Raw genomic sequence first — 17671 nt, forward strand, 5'->3', positions numbered from 1 at the left:
GGTGATATGAAATGACGATAACAGCAGCAAAAGAACAGCCTTTTACCATAGTGAACGTACCGGAAATGCGCCGGGTAAAACGTATTCACTTTATTGGTATCGGCGGTGCCGGTATGGCCGGTATTGCTGAAGTGCTGCTCAATCAGGGGTACCGCGTCTCGGGCTCTGATATTGCTGACAATGCCAATACCGCGCGGTTGACCCAGTTAGGTGCATGTGTCGTGTTCGGGCACGCGGCAGAAAACGTGGCAGAGGCTAGTGTAGTAGTGGTGTCGAGTGCGATAAAAGCTGACAACGCGGAGCTACTGGCGGCGCAGGAATTACGCATCCCGGTGGTACGCCGGGCAGAAATGTTGGCTGAGCTGATGCGCTTTCGCCACGGTATCGCGGTTGCCGGCACGCACGGTAAAACCACAACGACCTCGCTACTGGCCAGTGTGTTTGCTGAAGCCGGGCTGGATCCGACCTTTGTCATCGGCGGCTTGTTGAATTCTGCCGGCTCTAATGCGCGGCTGGGTAACAGTAAGTATTTGATTGCCGAGGCCGACGAAAGTGATGCCTCGTTTTTGCATCTGCAGCCGATGGTTGCGGTGGTGACGAACATCGAAGCAGACCACATGGACACCTACGAAGGTGACTTTAATAAGCTGCTGGACACTTATGTGGAATTTCTGCACAACCTGCCATTTTATGGGTTGGCCGTGATGTGTATTGATGACCCGGTGGTGGCGGAGTTGATTCCGCGGATTGGTCGGCAGGCCATTACCTATGGTTTTTCCGAGCAAGCGGATGTACGTGCAGTCGATTACCGACAAACCGCCGGGCAGAGTCGTTTTACGGTGCTACGGGACGGTCACGCACCACTCGAGGTGGTGCTGAATTTGCCTGGAAAACATAACGCCTTAAACGCGTTAGCGGCGGTTGCTGTGGCGACGGACGAAGGTGTTTCTGACAAGGCGCTGCAGGCGGCTCTGAACCGTTTTGAAGGGATCGGTCGCCGTTTTCAGCATTATGGCGACTTTGTCGCGCCGCAATGGTCGGCGCAGCAAAAGCAACAAGGGCATGTGATGCTGGTCGATGATTACGGACACCACCCGTCTGAAGTCGAAGCGACCATAAAGGCGGCCCGCGAAGGTTGGCCCGATAAGCGCCTGGTGATGGCCTTTCAGCCGCACCGTTATTCGCGCACCCGGGATCTCTACGAAGATTTCGTCAATGTGTTATCGCAACTGGATACGCTGTTATTACTGGAGGTTTATGGCGCCGGTGAAGCGCTGATCAGTGGCGCAGACAGTCGTTCGCTGAGCCGCAGTATTCGCCAGCGAGGACAGGTTGACCCGGTCTATGTCAGCTCGCCGGATGAGTTGGTGGATGTCATCGGTGACATTTTGCAACCGAATGACCTGTTGTTAACGCAAGGTGCCGGTAACATTGGAGCGCTGGCGAAACGCCTTGCCTTCGAGGTATTAGAAGTGGAGAGCAAAGCATGAGTCGCGCGGAATTTGGCAAGGTTGCTGTGATGATGGGGGGACATTCCGCAGAACGCGAGGTGTCACTGAAATCTGGTCAGGCGATCTTAAACGCGTTGCAGGCGCAGGGTATCGAAGCGGTTGCCTTTGATCCGGCACAACAGCCCTTGCAGGCGTTGCTGGAGCAAAACATTGACCGGGTTTTTATTGCCCTGCACGGCCGCGGCGGTGAGGACGGCAGTATGCAGGGTGCTTTGCAAACACTGGGCTTGCCATACACCGGAAGCGGTATTCTGGGCTGCGCGTTGGCAATGGATAAAGTACGTACCAAACAGATCTGGCAAGCAATGGGTTTACCGGTTGCCGACAGTGTCAGTGTCAGCCCACAACAACGGGACCAGATTGATACGCAACAAGTGATGGCGGATTTGGGGGGACGCGTGATCGTGAAGCCGGCCAATGAAGGTTCGTCGATCGGCATGAGTGTCGCCAATGATGCGGAACAACTGGCAACAGCGCTGGATATTGCGTTTCAATACGATCAGCAGGTGCTGGTCGAGCGTTGGATCGTGGGTAAGGAATACACGGTGGGTTTGTTAGCGGGCGAGGCGTTGCCGGTTATCCGTTTACAAACTCCTCATGAATTTTATGACTTTGCGGCCAAATACCAGGCCAATGATACCCAGTATCATTGCCCCGCCGGACTGAGTGCGGAAGACGAACAACACCTGCAACAGTTGGCTGTAGCAGCGTTTGCAGGACTGGGTTGTCGTGGCTGGGGGCGTATTGACGCCATGCGTGATGAACAGGGTAATTGGTATCTGCTAGAAGCCAACGCGGTGCCGGGAATGACCGAGAAAAGCTTAGTGCCAATGGCTGCTAAGGCGCGCGGAGACAGTTTTAGTACGCTGGTTGAAAACATACTGGCGCAAACGTTGGAGTCGTAATGGCAGCAAACGCCAAACGGCAGCCACTACCAAAATGGAATTTTTGGCTGGGTTTGCTGACCTGCGTGGCGACCGTGCTGGCGTTTATTATTGGCACTGTGAAGTTGATCGATGTGCTGAAGGATGAGCAACAGGTGCCGCTGGCGCGGTTGAACGTGCAGGGTGAACTGCGACAACTGACGCAGGCTGAGATCCGCAGTGCGTTAACGCAACAGCCTATGGGGAGCTTTTTTACCGCCGACGTGAATGTGTTGCGGGAGCGCGTCGAACAACTGCCCTGGGTGGCCAAGGCGTCATTACGGAAAGTCTGGCCGGATCGGCTGTCGGTGTATGTCACCGAGCGGCAACCGGTGGCGCGCTGGAATGGCGACCGGTTGGTGACTGCGGAGGGAATCGTATTCCGTGCCCAACTGGACGAAACGCAGTTAGCGCAGCCGCTGCCAGAGTTGTTCGGCCCGGAAGATGCGGTGTCAGCGACGCTGGAGCAGTTTAATCAGGTCCGACAGATGTTGCAGGTGAATGGCATTGAGGTGCGGGCGATGCGTTTAACCGAGCGGTTTGCCGTCAGTGTGATGCTGGCAGACCAGGTAGAGCTGAAGTTAGGTCGCGAGGCGACATTAGAACGAATAAAACGGTTCATTGATTTATTACCCAGTATCAATGAGCACAAAAACAGTAAGACTAAGGTGCTGGACACCGTCGATTTACGTTATGACACAGGTGCGGCAGTGAGTTGGCGCGAACCAGAAAATAAAGAGAGCTAAATCAGTATGTCGAAAGCTACAGAACGTCAAATGGTCGTTGGTCTTGATATTGGTACCAGTAAGGTGACTGCGCTTATTGGCGAACTGTTACCGGATGACGAGATCAGTGTCGTGGGCGTTGGCGTGACCACCGCTCGCGGGATGGATAAAGGTGGTGTCAACGATCTCAATTTGGTGGTGCAGTCGATTCAGCGCGCCGTTGATGAGGCTGAACTGATGGCCGACTGCCGCGTGGCGTCCGTCTTTCTGAATATTTCCGGACGCCATATTTCGTGTCAAAACGAAAGTGGCATGGTGCCGATTAACGAAGCCGAAGTGACTCAGGATGACGTGGATAACGTCATTCACGCGGCGCAGTCAGTGCCTATTGCGAAAGAACGTCGCATCCTGCACGTCCTGCCACAGGAATATGTGATTGATTCACAAGAAAGTATTCGCAGCCCAATTGGTATGTCCGGGGTGCGTATGGAGTCAAAAGTCCATATCATTACCTGCGCGAATGATATGGCCAAAAACATCACCAAAGCGGTTGAGCGCTGCGGTTTGCAGGTGGACAAACTGATTTTTTCTGCACTGGCATCGAGCATTTCGGTGCTCACCGATGATGAAAAAGATTTAGGCGTGGCTTTGGTGGATATGGGTGGCGGTACCATCGACATCTGCATCTACGCCGGTGGCGTGTTGCGGCATACGGCGGTGATTCCGGCCGCCGGTAACCAGGTCACCAGTGATATTGCGAAAATATTCCGTACGCCGACCAACCACGCTGAGCAGATAAAAACACAGCACGCCTGTGCTCTGCGACAGATGGTCAGTATGGAAGATACCATTGAAGTACCGTCGGTTGGCGGGCGTCCGGCACGCATGATGTCGCGCCATACGTTGGCTGAAGTGGTGGAACCGCGCTACCAGGAGTTATTTGAGCTGGTCCGCGATGAGATTGAACAAAGCGGTCTGGATGAGCAAATAGCGGCTGGTGTTGTGATCACCGGCGGTAGTGCAAAAATGCAGGGTTGCGTTGAGTTCGCCGAAGAGATTTTTCAGATGCCGGTGCGCATCGGTAAACCCCTCAATGTTAAGGGGCTAAAAGATTATGTAGAAGATCCGGTTTATGCCACTGCGGTCGGCCTGTTACGCTACGGGCAGGAGAGTACGACGGCAGTGCAAAAAGAAAGCACTAAAACTGACGTGATCGGTCTTTGGCAAAAAGTCCAAAGCTGGTTTAAAGGTGAGTTTTAACGCTGGGGTAGCACAATAAGAAAAGCAGGTAGGGAGAAATCTAATGTTTGAACTGATGGACAATTACGAAAGTGAAGCCGTCATAAAAGTGATTGGCGTCGGTGGTGGCGGTGGTAACGCCGTACAACACATGGTGAAAGAGTCGATCGAAGGGGTTCAGTTTATTGCAGCGAACACCGACGCGCAGGCTCTGCGTAACCACACCGCGGATGTCACCATTCAACTGGGCGGTGAAATTACCAAAGGTCTTGGGGCTGGCGCGAACCCGGAAGTTGGGCGGCAGTCAGCAGAAGACGACCGCGAAGCCATCAAAGCGCAGTTGGAAGGCGCTGATATGGTATTCATCGCTGCCGGTATGGGCGGTGGTACGGGTACCGGTGCCGCACCTGTAGTGGCAGAAATTGCCAAAGAACTCGGTATCCTCACCGTTGCCGTGGTGACCAAGCCGTTTCCGTTTGAAGGCAAAAAGCGTATGGCGGTTGCCGAAGAGGGTATTAATGCGCTGTCGCAAAGCGTCGATTCCTTAATCACCATCCCGAACGAGAAGCTGTTAAAAGTGATGGGCAAAGGAACTTCGTTGCTGGATGCCTTTAGTGCCGCCAATAACGTGTTGTTGGGTGCGGTTCAGGGTATTGCGGAACTGATTACCCGTCCTGGTCTGATCAACGTTGACTTTGCTGACGTGCGTGCGGTCATGAAAGAAATGGGTACGGCGATGATGGGCACCGGCGTTGCCAGTGGCGAAGACCGTGCTCAGGAAGCGGCGGAGATGGCGATCAACAGCCCATTACTGGAAGACATCGATCTTTCGGGCGCGCGTGGCGTATTGGTTAACGTAACGGCCGGCATGGATATGAGCATCGACGAGTTCGAAACCGTGGGTAATACGGTTAAAGCCTTTGCCTCGGATAACGCCACCGTTATTGTCGGAACCGTTATCGATACTGAGATGTCGGACGAATTGCGTGTCACTGTGGTTGCAACCGGTATTGGCGCAGAGCGTAAGCCTGATATTTCACTGGTTAACAGCGCTCAGAGCAATAAGCGTGAATCGAGCCAAGGTTATCGAGCGGATCTTGACCGCAGCGCCGCAGCACCGCGCTACGAAGAAGTGGAAGAGCCACAGGCGGAGACACATCAGGAACCAGCACGTAAGCCGGCTGCCAAAAAGCAGCAGGATAAAGAACTGGATTACCTGGATATTCCGGCATTTTTACGCAAACAAGTCGATTAGTGCTGAAAAAACAGCCAAAATTTGCTTGTAGCCTATCAAATGTCGTATACTATGCGGCCGCGCTGGCAATGGCCAGCGGCTAGTTGACGAGGTGAGTTTAGCTGATGGTAAAACAACGTACACTGAAACAAGCGATCTCAACCACGGGTGTCGGACTGCACAAGGGTAACAAGGTCAATTTGACGTTACGCCCTGCACCGGCGAATACCGGGCTGATTTTCCGCCGTGTCGATCTTGACCCGGTAGTGGATATTCCTGCGCGCGCTGATTGGGTGCGGGATACGCAATTGTGTACGTGTTTAATCAATGAGCAGGACGTCCGTGTTTCTACGGTTGAGCACCTGCTTGCAGCATTAGCCGGCGTTGGCATTGATAACTGCATTATTGAAGTTGATTCACACGAGATTCCGATCATGGACGGCAGCTCGCACCCCTTTGTTTACCTGCTACAAAGTGCGGGCATTGAGGAGCAGTCGGTGGCGAAGAAGTTCATTCGCATCAAAGCACCGATTCGTGTGGAAGAGGAAGATGGCAAATGGGCGGAACTGCTACCCCACGATGGGTTCCGCATCGATTTTGCCATCGACTTTAATCATCCGGCAATTGCAGAAACCGGTCAGCAAGTATCGATGGATTTCAGCAGCGGTGCCTTCATTAAAGAAATCAGCCGTGCGCGCACCTTTGGTTTTATGAAAGACATCGAGTATTTACGTAAAAACAATCTGGCGTTGGGCGGCAGCTTTGATAATGCCGTTGTGCTGGATGAATTCCGAGTGCTGAATACCGACGGCTTGCGTTACGACGACGAATTTGTAAAACATAAAATGTTGGATGCGATTGGCGACTTGTACATGTGTGGGCACAGTATATTAGGGCATTTACGTGCCTATAAATCTGGACACGCACTGAATAATCACTTGTTGCAAGCGATGCTACAGCAACAAGAAGCCTGGGAGTTCGTCACCTTTGACGAAGAGCAGGCGCAGTCACCTATCGCGTATTGGGCGCCCAGCCTGGCTTAAATTCTGTAGGTAGCCTGCACGCTTTGGCGACAGCGGGCTACCACATCTTCTCAGCAATCTTCAGTAACTCCGATTTCAACGGCTCCTGGCTGTTTTCCGCTAAACGTAAAATCCGCTCGCGTCGCGACTGTTGTTCTGTTGACGCCGTCAGTGCCCGGTCAGCACCGGGTTTAATCTTGACTTCGATCTCGTTAACCTCAATCATCGCATCTTGTTGGAAATGCGTTATAATGCGCGCTTGTTGAAATTTTAGCTGGGTAGCCCAGGTGGCGGCATCGGTTTCAACGATCAGCTTGCCATCACGAACATTCAGTAATTGGCAGTGATCCGACAGCGGCCTTTCGAGTAGGCGTTGAAACAAAAGTTGCCATTGCTTTAGTTGGACGGCAAACTGTGCATAGTGTTGCAAAGTTTGCGTTTGCGGCTCAACTCGAGTGCGTAGCCATTGTTTTGGTGTTTTTGGTCTGTTGTTCATAACCCGTGGTTTACCCCACAAAAGAGAGTATTCATGAGTTTATCAGTCTTTTACCGAGGCTCAAAAATACGTTTTGGTTTTCGCTTAACACGGCGCCGTATGTTGTCCTATGCAGGACTTTCTGCTGTGGTGGCGTTGGCGGCATGGTCGCCATGGGAATATCGCGGAATCGATCCGAACATCGCACAGCAAGAAATTACTGAAGAGCAACGCCAACTGGCATTGCAGGAAGCCGCAGTCGCCGAGTTGCGCACGAAAACGGAGAAAAAACTGGGCGCGATGACCGTGTATCTGGGCGAGCTCCGGGCGCAAGTGCGACGCCTTGATGCATTAGGTGAGCGGTTGGCGGAAAAGGCCAACTTAACCAACGGCGAGTTTAATTTTAATACTGACATCCCTCTTGGCGGTCCCGAAGCGACGGTGGCAGAACTGCCAAAAGCATCGGGCAATGACGTCTTGGCAGAGATCGATCAATTACTGAATCACATTGCTGACAAACAAAAACAGCTGTCGCTCCTTGAATCTGTGATGATGAACCACAATGTCAGTAATGCCAGTTACATTGCCGGGCGGCCAATAACGGAAGGCTGGCTGTCCTCGCAATACGGTGTGCGTAAAGACCCCTTTAATGGCACGCCGGCCATGCATAAAGGCCTGGATTTCGCCAGTTATGCCGAAGACGTAAAAGTGATTGCGACAGGCGCCGGGGTTGTTACCTGGGCCGGAGAGCGCTGGGGCTATGGTCAGTTGATTGAAATTGATCACGGTGGTGGATTGAAAACCCGCTACGGTCACAATGATCGCTTATTAGTTGATGTCGGTGACGTTGTCACGCGCGGACAGCCGATTGCGCAAATGGGCAATACCGGTCGTTCGACGGGGCCTCATGTGCATTATGAGGTGCTGCGCAATGGTCAACAAGTTGACCCGAACCAGTTTGTGTATCGCAAGCTAGACAACGATTGATCACCGAAACGTGCGAGTGACCTCGGCAGCGAGTGTCGCTTTTATTGTTCATAATTAATAACAGGAAATTCCTTACTCATGCTAGGCAGTTTGTTTCGTAAAGTATTTGGTAGTCGCAACGACCGTATTCTGAAGGCGTTGTTCAAGAAGGTTAATCAGATTAACCAACTGGAGCCGGAATTCGAGGCGTTGTCGGATGCAGAACTGAAAGACAAAACGGCCGAGTTTCGTAAACGTCTGAATGACGGCGAAAGCCTGCAGGATCTCCTGGTTGAAGCGTTCGCGACCGTACGCGAGGCGAGTAAGCGTGTCTTTGGTATGCGCCACTTCGATGTACAGCTGGTCGGTGGCATGGTGCTGGATGAGAACCGCATTGCCGAAATGAAAACCGGTGAAGGTAAAACCCTGACGGCAACACTGCCGGCGTATCTTAACGCCCTTGCCGGTAAAGGCGTGCACATCATTACGGTGAACGATTATTTGGCGCGTCGTGACGCTGAGTTCAATCGCCCGTTATTTGAATTCCTGGGTATGAGCGTCGCCTTTAATATTCCGGGCCTACCGCCGCAGCAAAAGAAAGAAGCCTATCAGGCTGACATCACTTACGGCACCAACAATGAATTCGGCTTTGATTACTTGCGCGATAATATGGCGTTTTCGCCGGAGGATCGGGTACAGCGGGAACTCTACTATGCACTGGTGGATGAGGTCGATTCAATCCTGATTGACGAAGCTCGCACGCCGTTGATTATTTCAGGCCCGGCTGAAGACAGCTCAGATATGTACACCAAAATGAATGAGCTGGTACCGCTGCTGACTCGCCAGGAAAAAGAAGACACCGAGGAAGAAAAAGGCGATGGTGATTTCACCATCGATGAGAAAGCCAAGCAACTGCATCTTACCGAGCACGGCCAGGAGCACATCGAATCGCTGTTGAAAGAGCGCGGTATGCTGGCCGAAGACGACTCCTTGTACTCCGCCGGTAACATCACCCTGTTACACCACATCAATGCGGCACTGCGGGCTCACCACCTGTTCCAGAAAGACGTCGATTACATCGTTAAAAACGGCAAAATTGTCATCGTTGATGAGCATACCGGCCGTACTATGGAAGGACGTCGCTGGTCTGAAGGTTTGCACCAGGCGGTGGAAGCCAAAGAAGGTGTTGAAATACAGAATGAAAACCAGACACTGGCATCGATTACCTTCCAGAATTATTTCCGTCTGTACGACAAACTGGCCGGTATGACCGGTACCGCCGATACAGAAGCCTTTGAATTCCAGTCGATTTACGGCCTCGAAACGGTGGTGATTCCAACCAACAAACCGATGGTTCGTGATGATCGCGCAGACCTTATCTATTTAACCGCGCAGGAGAAGTACGAAGCCATTGCCGAGGACATTGAAGAGTGTCGTAAGCAGGGACGTCCGGTGCTGGTCGGTACTGTGTCGATCGAAAACTCGGAACTGCTGTCGCGGTTATTGAAAAAGAAAAAGATTCCACATGCGGTGCTCAATGCTAAGTTCCACGCGCAGGAAGCCGACATTATCGCGCAGGCCGGGCGTCCGGGAGCGGTAACCATTGCCACCAACATGGCCGGTCGTGGTACGGACATCGTATTAGGCGGTAGTTGGATGGCCGAAGTGGAAAAGCTGGAAGAGCCGAGCAACGACAAGATTGAAAAAATTAAGCAGGAATGGCAAAAGCTTCATGACGCTGTTATCGAAGCCGGTGGCCTGCATATCATCGGTACTGAGCGCCACGAGTCGCGTCGTATTGATAACCAGTTGCGTGGCCGTGCCGGTCGTCAGGGTGACCCGGGTTCATCGCGGTTCTACCTGTCACTTGAAGATCCGCTGATGCGTATTTTTGCGTCCGAGCGTATGGCTTCAATGATGAAGCGCCTGGGTATGAAAGAAGGTGAAGCCATTGAGCACCCGTGGGTGACCCGTGCCATCGAAAACGCCCAGCGTAAAGTCGAAGGCCGTAACTTCGACGTGCGCAAACAGTTGCTTGAGTACGATGACGTTGCCAACGATCAACGTCGCGTGGTGTACGAACAACGTAACGAGTTGCTTGATGAAGGCGACATCTCAGAAACGATTCAGGTGATCCGTGAAGACGTTATTAACTCAGTGATTGATGAGTATGTACCACCACAATCACTGGCCGAATTGTGGGATTTGGCCTCGTTGGAAGAGCGCCTGCGTGCCGATTTTGATATCGATCTGCCGTTGCAACAATGGCTGGACGAAGACGATCATTTCCACGAAGAAGTGTTGCGCGAACGTGTGCTGGAAGCCTTGACCAAGGCTTATCAGGATAAAGAGCAGTTGGTTGGCGCAGAGGTGCTGCGCCGGTTCGAGAAATCGATCATGCTGCAAAGCCTGGACCAACACTGGAAAGAACATCTGGCCGCAATGGACCATTTGCGTCAGGGGATTCATTTGCGCGGTTACGCACAGAAGAACCCGAAACAGGAATATAAGCGCGAAGCCTTTGAGCTGTTCAGTGAAATGCTGGAGAACTTGAAGCTGGATGTTGTCACCATCTTAAGTCGCGTTAAAGTGCGTGCTCCGGAAGATGTGGATGCGGTGGATAAACAGCGTAAAGCGGCTGACAGCGCACCGCGTGAATTTAAACATGAGCAGGCCAGTGCCACCGGTCAGACGACCGACGGCAGTGCCGGCGAGCAACAAGAGCGTCCGGTGCAACGTGGTCAGAAAGTGGGTCGCAATGACGCTTGTCCTTGCGGCTCGGGTAAAAAATACAAACATTGTCATGGCAAACTGTAATTCATGAGTGACTCAGACAGTCAGCTCCCAACCGTACACGTTGCGGTTGGGGTTATCGAAAACGAGAACGGCGAAATTTTTATCGCCCAACGGCTTCCTGAGCAGCATCAGGGAGGCAAGTGGGAGTTCCCCGGCGGTAAAGTGGAAGCCGGCGAAAGCGTTCAACAGGCATTGACCCGTGAGTTGAAAGAAGAGTGCAATATCGAGGTTATCGACTGTGCTCCGCTGACGGTGGTCGAACATCAGTACCATGATAAACGGGTGTTACTGGATGTCTGGTGGGTATTGAAATACCGCGGCGAAGCGCGTCAGTTGGAAGGGCAGAAATGGTTGTGGGTTGATATCGCACAACTGGACGCGTTTCAGTTCCCGGACGCTAACCAACCCATTGTTGAGCGCCTGGTCGAGACGCTCAACAGTTATTAATCAATAAGCTTCATCATTACCGGGTTGCTGGTCGGGTATCACCGCCGGCTCACCCGGGATCGCTTTCTCTTCATTGGCCCATTCACCTAAATCGATAAGTTTGCAGCGCTCACTGCAAAATGGCTTAAAGGGCGATTTATCGGACCATTCTACCGTCGTTTGGCAGGTGGGACAGGGTACAGACGTGGGCATAGTTCTCTCTTAATCGTTTAGGTATTGGTGAGTAACGGGCAACGCGCAATCGCCAGTGGCACATTATCACTGACGGCGTCGGTTTGCTTGGCTTCGCCTTCGGCCAGCGTCATCAAGCGCAGCGTAAAACGCTGGCGGTGGCCGCTGATGACCGGGTAACAGGCATGTTCTGCTGCAATCTTGATGCGCAAAAGCGCTAATGGCTCACAGCTTTCCTGCCAAAATCCGTTATTTGCGACGACGTCACTGAATTGACCCTGCTGACGGGTTAATTCCAATTGCAGTTCAACCGCAGCAGCGATGGGGGCAAAACAGTCCAGCCACTGCTGCGCGTGTTGTTGGCGAGTAGCCGAAGGCTGTTGTAACCAAAGTTGTAATTGCGGTAATTCGAACAGTCCGGTCACTCCGGGTTGAGCAAACCGATTGCGGATACTGGCGAGAAACCGGTCATCCTTTATCAAACGTAATTCCTTCGGCACCTGTTGCAGATTGTCAGCCGCTGCCAGAACACTTTGCAGAGCACCTTGCAGTGCCGTCTGATCAATTTGCGGGTGTTGCTCCCAGCGTTTCATGAACAGCCTTTGCTGATCAAGGTCCTTGCTCAGTTCGGTGCGAATGTCGCTACGTTCAATCAATTCCTGAGCAGCAAACAACGCACTGAAGAACGGTTCCGGGTGTTCACCGAGCACTGCCAGTGCCGAGTGCAGCTGTTTAAAGCTGTGCTCGAGTCGCAAGTACGTACGAAAACGCTCCTGCAGAGGGTATTCATAGATAACACTGGATGGCAGTTGTTCGGGCATCTAGGCTCTCGTTTGGTTAATAGTGATTGTCGCCTATGATAACGGAATCGTGGTGGGGTGCAATGCCGACTCTGTTAAGAGCCTTTGGCCAACTGGCGATAACGTTTGTCCAATGCCGTCAACTGCTGCTGCAGATGGATCAGGTCGGCGTCATTGTGGACGATATCGTCAGCTCGCTGTAAGCGTTGCTCGCGAGTCAGTTGCGATGCCATAATGGCCTCAACCTGTTGCTGTTCACTGTTATCCCGCTGCATAGTGCGTTCAAGTTGTAAGGCTTCGGGAACGTCGATGACCAATACCCGGTTACAGTAGCGCTGCAGTTGGTTTTCCAGCAACAACGGGGCTACCAGCACCACATAGGGCGAATCGGCTTGTTGCAATTGAGCCAACAGCCGCTCTCGAATCGCCGGGTGCAACAGTTGGTTCAGCCATTCTTTCGCACGGTCGTCGTTAAATACGATATCGCGTAATGCACGGCGGTTGAGTTGCCCCTGCGCATCGATAACGCGCTCGCCGAAGTGCTCTGCAATGGCTGTTAAACAAGGGCTACCGGGTTCGACCACTTCGCGTGCCACCACGTCGGCATCAACAATGTCGATGCCCAACGAGGCGAGAAAGTCGGAGGCGGCGGTTTTACCGCTGCCGATTCCACCGGTTAGCCCGACCACATAGTTCGACATCAGGAATACCCCAGCCATTGCCAGTAACCGTGAAGCAGTTGCTCACCCCAGAAAAAGCTGATGAGGCCGCCGCCAATTAAAAATGGACCAAAAGGAATCGGCGCCGAATGCCCCCGTTTTATCATTGCAATGACCCCCACCACAATGCCGACCAGCGAACTGGCAAGAATGGTAACCGGCAGCAAACTGGCACCGGTGAAGGCGCCGATGGCGGCAAGCAGTTTAAAGTCGCCGTAGCCCAGACCTTCCTTGCCGGTCAGCAATTTAAATACCCAGTACACCGACCACAGACTCAAGTAGCCCGCGGCGGCACCAATGATGGCCTGTGAGGGGGTTATGCTGGCGGCATCGTGCAGAGACCATAACAGTCCTGTCCATAACAAACAGTAGGTTAATTGGTCCGGTAGCAATTGATGACGACTGTCAATAACGGTCATTACCACCAGCAAGGATGCAACAGTCACCACCACGGCAAAGGTTAAGCCTAACCCCAATTGCCAGGCGGCAAATGCAGCGATCAGGGTCAGCACTACCTCGACCAGCCAGTACACAATCGGAATCGATTCACGACAATGACGACAGCGTCCGCTGAGCATCAGGTAGCTGAGCAGCGGAATGTTGTCGTACCAGGCAATGGCTTGCTGACACTGCGGACAATGTGAAGGAGGATGTGCCAAGTTATAGCGATCCAGCTCTTTCACCGGTTGTCCGTTGAGTTCTGCACATTCACGTTGCCACTGCTGATGTAACTGCTTCGGCAGACGTACGATAACCACATTTAAAAAGCTGCCAATACTGGCGCCCAGTAATACAGCAACTAAAATCGCCGGCCACTGGCCTGCAGCGTAAAGACTTTCCATGGTATTTTCCTATTAGAACTGCTGTCCTATGTTAAATATTGGTAGATACATGGCCAGCAAAAGAGTGCCTATGATGCCGCCTAAACTCAGCATCAGCAAGGGCTGGATTAAACCTAAACGTTGCGCACACTGATGCGCAAAGCGTCTGCCGAGCTCGGCCGCCAGGCGCGTCATCATGTCATCAATCCGGCCGGTCTGCTCGCCGGTTTTTAAGTACGCGTTAATCAAGGTGTTGTCCAATCGTTGCTCTGCGATCGCAATAGACCAACTTTTACCCTGCTCGATGGCACTGCCGATAGCACCGCAGTCAGCCCGGGTGCGAAACCATGGACTACTCGCGGCAACCAGTTGCAAGGCCGCGGTTGCCGCCATTCCTGCCCGTAACAACAGACTCAGTTGGGCGAACAGCTGCTGCGTCCGCGCCAGCCGCAACAATGGTCCTACGATGGGTAAACGCAGCAGTAGCCGCTGCCACAGTTGCGGGTGATAGCGTCGTATGGCGCTGAACAGCAACACCGTGCTGACGCTGACGGCGAGCATCGTCAGGCCGTGTTGCTGCATCAGTGCCGATAATTGCAGCAGAGCTTGCGTCAGCATCGGCAGTTGCTGAGTCTGAAACAGTGCGGTGAATTGCGGTAATACCCAGACCAGCAAGACCACCGTAACCACGATGGCAACGGCAAAAATGGCGGCCGGATAACGGATGGCTTGTAGCAATAAGCGGCGCTGTTGCTGGCGTTGTTGATAATCCTGCACCATATGCTGCAACACCGTGGCGAACTGCCCGCTTTGTTCGGCAAGTTGTAAATAGCCAAACATGGCGGCAGGTAACCGTCTTGGCAGGTGATTGGCCGCCTTATGCAGCGGTAAACCATCGTCGACGGTGGCAATAAAGGTTGCGAAGCATTGCTGTATGGTCGCCGATGACAGCTGGGAATGGACAACGAACAAGGCCGCGCGCAAAGGCAGGCCACTATCGATGAGCAGCGCAAGCTGCTCAAAGGCGGCAATCAGCTGTTGCTGTTGAGACGGGGTAAAGTCGCGTTCAGAGGCTGACATTTTGCAGTCGTTCCGCTTGTTGTGCGGACGTCAACCTAGCTTCAACACAGGCTTGAGCATGCTGTTGTAACGTCGGCAGTTGTTGTTGGGATAAATAATCACGAATGCTGCCAGCCTGCACTAACTGCTGATGACTGGAACTGTGCCAGGGAACCACTTCAAACACCGCTAATTGACCAAAATAACCGTCATGGCAGTGCGCGCAAGCGCGCCCACCACAGTGTTGGCACAAGCGTCGCAGTAAGCGCTGACTGATGATAAGACTCAGCGCGGTACCGACATCGTTGCTGCTGACGCCCAGCGCTTGAAGCCGCTGTAGGCTTTCTAAAGCGCCGTTAGTATGTAATGAGGCCAGTACTAAATGGCCGGTCTGAGCCGCTTGTAAGGCAACCTGTGCGGTTTCTGCATCACGGATTTCACCGATCATCAGCACGTCCGGGTCTTGTCGGAGCAGGCTGCGCAGAATACGGGCAAAGGTAAGCTGTCGCCGGCTCTGCACCGGTACCTGATTGATGCCGTCACAGCGTATTTCGACCGGATCCTCGACGGTACAAATGTTCAACACCCGCTGATTTAAGCGCTGTAGCAGGCTGTAAAGCGTCGACGTTTTACCGCTGCCGGTGGGTCCGGTGACCAAAATCAGTCCTTGCTTTAATGTCAGTGCCCGGGTCACCTGCTGACGCTGCGCATCGGTCATGCCCAGTTGGCTCAGAGCGGTTACCTGCTGTAAGGTGCCAAGACAGCGTATCACCAGCTTTTCGCCATGCAGCACCGGACACGTGCTGATCCGGAAGTCTTGTGTGTGCTGGTCGTTCAGGGCAATGGAAAAGCGACCATCCTGCGGTTGTCGTTGCTCGCTGATGTCGAGATCGGCAATCACTTTTGCTCGCGCAATCAGTTGCCGGCCATGCTCTAAGGATAGGTGTTGCAAGGTCACCAGTTGACCCGCTAAGCGAAGCCGCAAGCGCAAACCCAGTGTCGTCGGCTCACAGTGAATGTCGGAAGCGCGCTGTGACAGGGCGTAGCGTAATAGCGCATCAAGCCATTCTGCTACGCTTTGCGTTTGGCAGTTAAACAGTACAGGAACCGTGTCGCTGAGCGCAATCAGGATGAGCTGTGACGAATGCACCTGTTGCCAGGCAAATTGTAATTGCGTCGCCCGACAGGACAGTGCTTCAGCAATAGCCAGTACTGCGGTGTCGGCCCCTTGATAAAGCAAGCATAACTGTTGTGGCGGACACTGCACCGCCAAAGCCAGTTGTTGTTCCGGCTCGAGCTGTTGCCGCGGCAGACTGACAAATTCACCGCCGATCATTGACGTAAATCTGCCTGGCAAGCCGCTACGGCTGAGCGTCCTGATGCGTAGTCTGAACAGCGGGTTATCCAGTTCAGCATGCCTTGCTGCAGTTGCGGACTTAACTCGACCACAACGGCCGTGTTGTCTTGAGTGACTTCGCGCAGTTCCAACTGAATGGACGCTGAATCAAGCACTTGAAAGTCGCTCAGCGAGTCCGGCAACGGCAGCGGAAGGTTTGGTAGCCCTCGTTGTCCAGGGCGGTTGCAGCGGTCGAGGCTGCCTTCAACCTGCCAACACAGCGCAATCGCCAGTTGCATCGGCTGCGCATGTTGTATTGCTTCAGCGGCTTTGGCGCGTTGGGTGTAATGATGGTAAGCCGGTACCGCGAAAGAGGAGAGGATACCGATAATGGCAACCACAACCATCAGCTCGATCAGGCTGAAGGCGGGTTTAAGCGCAGGGCGGGCGTGTGTTATGAGCATAGCGGTTTCCAATGATGAAAACCGCAAGCATGGTAGAGGCTGCTGTTACCGGCAACTCTATTGTTTCGTACGAGATCAGCTTATCCGCATGGACAAGTCAATGGCTTGCACGTTTTTGGTCAGTGCGCCGGAGGAAATGAAATCAACACCGGTGGCTTTCAGTTCATGCAGACGGGCATCCGTGATGTTGCCGGACACCTCCAGCTTAGCCGGGTGAGCATGTTGTTGATTGATGGCAACGGCGCGTTCAATATCAGCTAATGAAAAATTATCAAGCATGACAATATCCGCCTGAGCGTCGAGTGCCTGGGTAAACTCATCCAGGTTTTCCACTTCCACTTCGACCGGTTTATCGGCATGCAACTGACGCGCGCTGGCGATCGCTTTAGCGATACCGCCACAGGCTGCAATGTGGTTCTCCTTGATCAGGTAGGCATCGTACAAACCAATACGGTGGTTCTTACCGCCACCGCAACGAACGGCGTACTTCTGCGCCAGTCTTAAGCCGGGCAGGGTTTTGCGAGTATCGAGTAAGCGCGTGTTTGAACCCTCAAGTAAGGCGGTGTACTGAGCCGTTAACGTGGCGGTGGCTGCCAGCGTCTGCAGAAAGTTCAGAGCCGTGCGCTCGCCGGTCAGTAGCGAGCGGCTGGGGCCGCTGAGTTTGCACAACACGGTACCGGCCTTGACCGCCTCGCCATCGCTGACTTGCCAGTCAATGGCAACGCGCTCATCCAACTGTTGAAATACTTCGTTGACCCAGGCCACGCCGCACATGACCATGTCTTCGCGGGTAATAATGGTCGCATTGCTATGGCTGTCTGCGGCGATTAACTGTGCGGTAATATCGTAATCGGCATCGACCGCTGATAAGTCCTCCTGTAATGCCAGAGTAACTTGTTGTTGCAGCGATTGCAGTTCGGATTGGGACAACACTTCCATGACGACTTTACCTTTATCAGCACA

General features: G+C 53.2%; 18 protein-coding genes. 9 read left to right on the plus strand and 9 right to left on the minus strand.

Features of this window, described 5'->3' with window-relative positions; translation table 11 throughout:
- The first annotated feature begins 11 nt into the window (after positions 1–11).
- From murC to lpxC, 6 genes are all read left to right on the plus strand, one after another.
- A complete protein-coding gene (gene murC / locus C5610_RS01740) occupies positions 12–1490 on the plus strand; it encodes a UDP-N-acetylmuramate--L-alanine ligase (protein ID WP_105305603.1) in 1479 nt (492 codons plus the stop codon).
- Positions 1487–2416 (plus strand): D-alanine--D-alanine ligase, encoded by a 930-nt coding sequence (locus tag C5610_RS01745; protein ID WP_105305604.1) that lies wholly within the window; start codon positions 1487–1489, stop codon positions 2414–2416. Before murC ends, C5610_RS01745 begins: the two co-directional genes overlap by 4 nt.
- Complete coding sequence (locus C5610_RS01750; protein ID WP_105305605.1) at positions 2416–3180, plus strand: cell division protein FtsQ/DivIB; 765 nt, start codon at positions 2416–2418, stop codon at positions 3178–3180. Before C5610_RS01745 ends, C5610_RS01750 begins: the two co-directional genes overlap by 1 nt.
- A 6-nt stretch (positions 3181–3186) precedes the next feature.
- On the plus strand, positions 3187–4419 hold the full coding sequence (gene ftsA, locus C5610_RS01755; protein WP_105305606.1) for a cell division protein FtsA: 1233 nt from the start codon (positions 3187–3189) through the stop codon (positions 4417–4419).
- A 43-nt stretch (positions 4420–4462) separates the two neighbouring features.
- A complete protein-coding gene (gene ftsZ / locus C5610_RS01760) occupies positions 4463–5653 on the plus strand; it encodes a cell division protein FtsZ (RefSeq protein WP_105305607.1) in 1191 nt (396 codons plus the stop codon).
- A 104-nt stretch (positions 5654–5757) separates the two neighbouring features.
- Positions 5758–6675 (plus strand): UDP-3-O-acyl-N-acetylglucosamine deacetylase, encoded by a 918-nt coding sequence (lpxC, locus tag C5610_RS01765; RefSeq protein ID WP_105305608.1) that lies wholly within the window; start codon positions 5758–5760, stop codon positions 6673–6675.
- 37 nt (positions 6676–6712) lie between these two features.
- On the opposite strand, the gene C5610_RS01770 is transcribed toward lpxC, so the two are convergent.
- Positions 6713–7150: a DUF721 domain-containing protein gene (locus C5610_RS01770; RefSeq protein WP_105305609.1), complete on the minus strand. Its 438-nt coding sequence runs from the start codon at positions 7148–7150 to the stop codon at positions 6713–6715.
- A 33-nt stretch (positions 7151–7183) separates the two neighbouring features.
- Here C5610_RS01770 and C5610_RS01775 point away from each other — a divergent pair, with 33 nt between their 5' ends.
- The 3 genes from C5610_RS01775 to mutT all read left to right on the plus strand — a co-directional run bounded on the left by C5610_RS01775 (position 7184) and on the right by mutT (position 11338).
- On the plus strand, positions 7184–8116 hold the full coding sequence (locus tag C5610_RS01775) for a M23 family metallopeptidase (RefSeq protein WP_105305610.1): 933 nt from the start codon (positions 7184–7186) through the stop codon (positions 8114–8116).
- A 78-nt stretch (positions 8117–8194) separates the two neighbouring features.
- Positions 8195–10912 (plus strand): preprotein translocase subunit SecA, encoded by a 2718-nt coding sequence (gene secA / locus C5610_RS01780; RefSeq protein WP_105305611.1) that lies wholly within the window; start codon positions 8195–8197, stop codon positions 10910–10912.
- Positions 10913–10915: 3 nt separating this feature from the next.
- Positions 10916–11338, plus strand: a complete 423-nt coding sequence (gene mutT / locus C5610_RS01785; protein WP_105305612.1) for an 8-oxo-dGTP diphosphatase MutT — start codon at positions 10916–10918, stop codon at positions 11336–11338.
- Here mutT and yacG read toward each other — a convergent pair whose 3' ends face one another.
- The 8 genes from yacG to nadC form a co-directional block, all read right to left on the minus strand.
- Positions 11339–11530, minus strand: a complete 192-nt coding sequence (gene yacG, locus C5610_RS01790; protein ID WP_105305613.1) for a DNA gyrase inhibitor YacG — start codon at positions 11528–11530, stop codon at positions 11339–11341.
- A 17-nt stretch (positions 11531–11547) separates the two neighbouring features.
- Positions 11548–12330: a cell division protein ZapD gene (zapD, locus tag C5610_RS01795; RefSeq protein ID WP_105305614.1), complete on the minus strand. Its 783-nt coding sequence runs from the start codon at positions 12328–12330 to the stop codon at positions 11548–11550.
- Positions 12331–12404: 74 nt separating this feature from the next.
- Positions 12405–13028: a dephospho-CoA kinase gene (coaE, locus tag C5610_RS01800; RefSeq protein ID WP_262339961.1), complete on the minus strand. Its 624-nt coding sequence runs from the start codon at positions 13026–13028 to the stop codon at positions 12405–12407.
- Positions 13010–13870 (minus strand): prepilin peptidase, encoded by an 861-nt coding sequence (locus tag C5610_RS01805; RefSeq protein ID WP_105305616.1) that lies wholly within the window; start codon positions 13868–13870, stop codon positions 13010–13012. The genes coaE and C5610_RS01805 overlap by 19 nt, the downstream gene beginning before the upstream one ends.
- 12 nt (positions 13871–13882) lie before the next feature.
- Positions 13883–14929, minus strand: coding sequence for a type II secretion system F family protein (locus C5610_RS01810; protein WP_105305617.1), 1047 nt, complete (start codon positions 14927–14929; stop codon positions 13883–13885).
- Positions 14916–16244, minus strand: a complete 1329-nt coding sequence (locus C5610_RS01815) for a GspE/PulE family protein (protein ID WP_105305618.1) — start codon at positions 16242–16244, stop codon at positions 14916–14918. The genes C5610_RS01810 and C5610_RS01815 overlap by 14 nt, the downstream gene beginning before the upstream one ends.
- Positions 16241–16708 (minus strand): prepilin-type N-terminal cleavage/methylation domain-containing protein, encoded by a 468-nt coding sequence (locus C5610_RS01820; protein ID WP_105305619.1) that lies wholly within the window; start codon positions 16706–16708, stop codon positions 16241–16243. The genes C5610_RS01815 and C5610_RS01820 overlap by 4 nt, the downstream gene beginning before the upstream one ends.
- A gap of 75 nt (positions 16709–16783) precedes the next feature.
- Positions 16784–17647, minus strand: a complete 864-nt coding sequence (gene nadC / locus C5610_RS01825; RefSeq protein ID WP_105305620.1) for a carboxylating nicotinate-nucleotide diphosphorylase — start codon at positions 17645–17647, stop codon at positions 16784–16786.
- Positions 17648–17671 lie beyond the last annotated feature (24 nt).

The sequence above is a fragment of the Idiomarina sp. OT37-5b genome (assembly GCF_002968395.1).
Lineage (GTDB): Bacteria > Pseudomonadota > Gammaproteobacteria > Enterobacterales > Alteromonadaceae > Idiomarina > Idiomarina aquatica.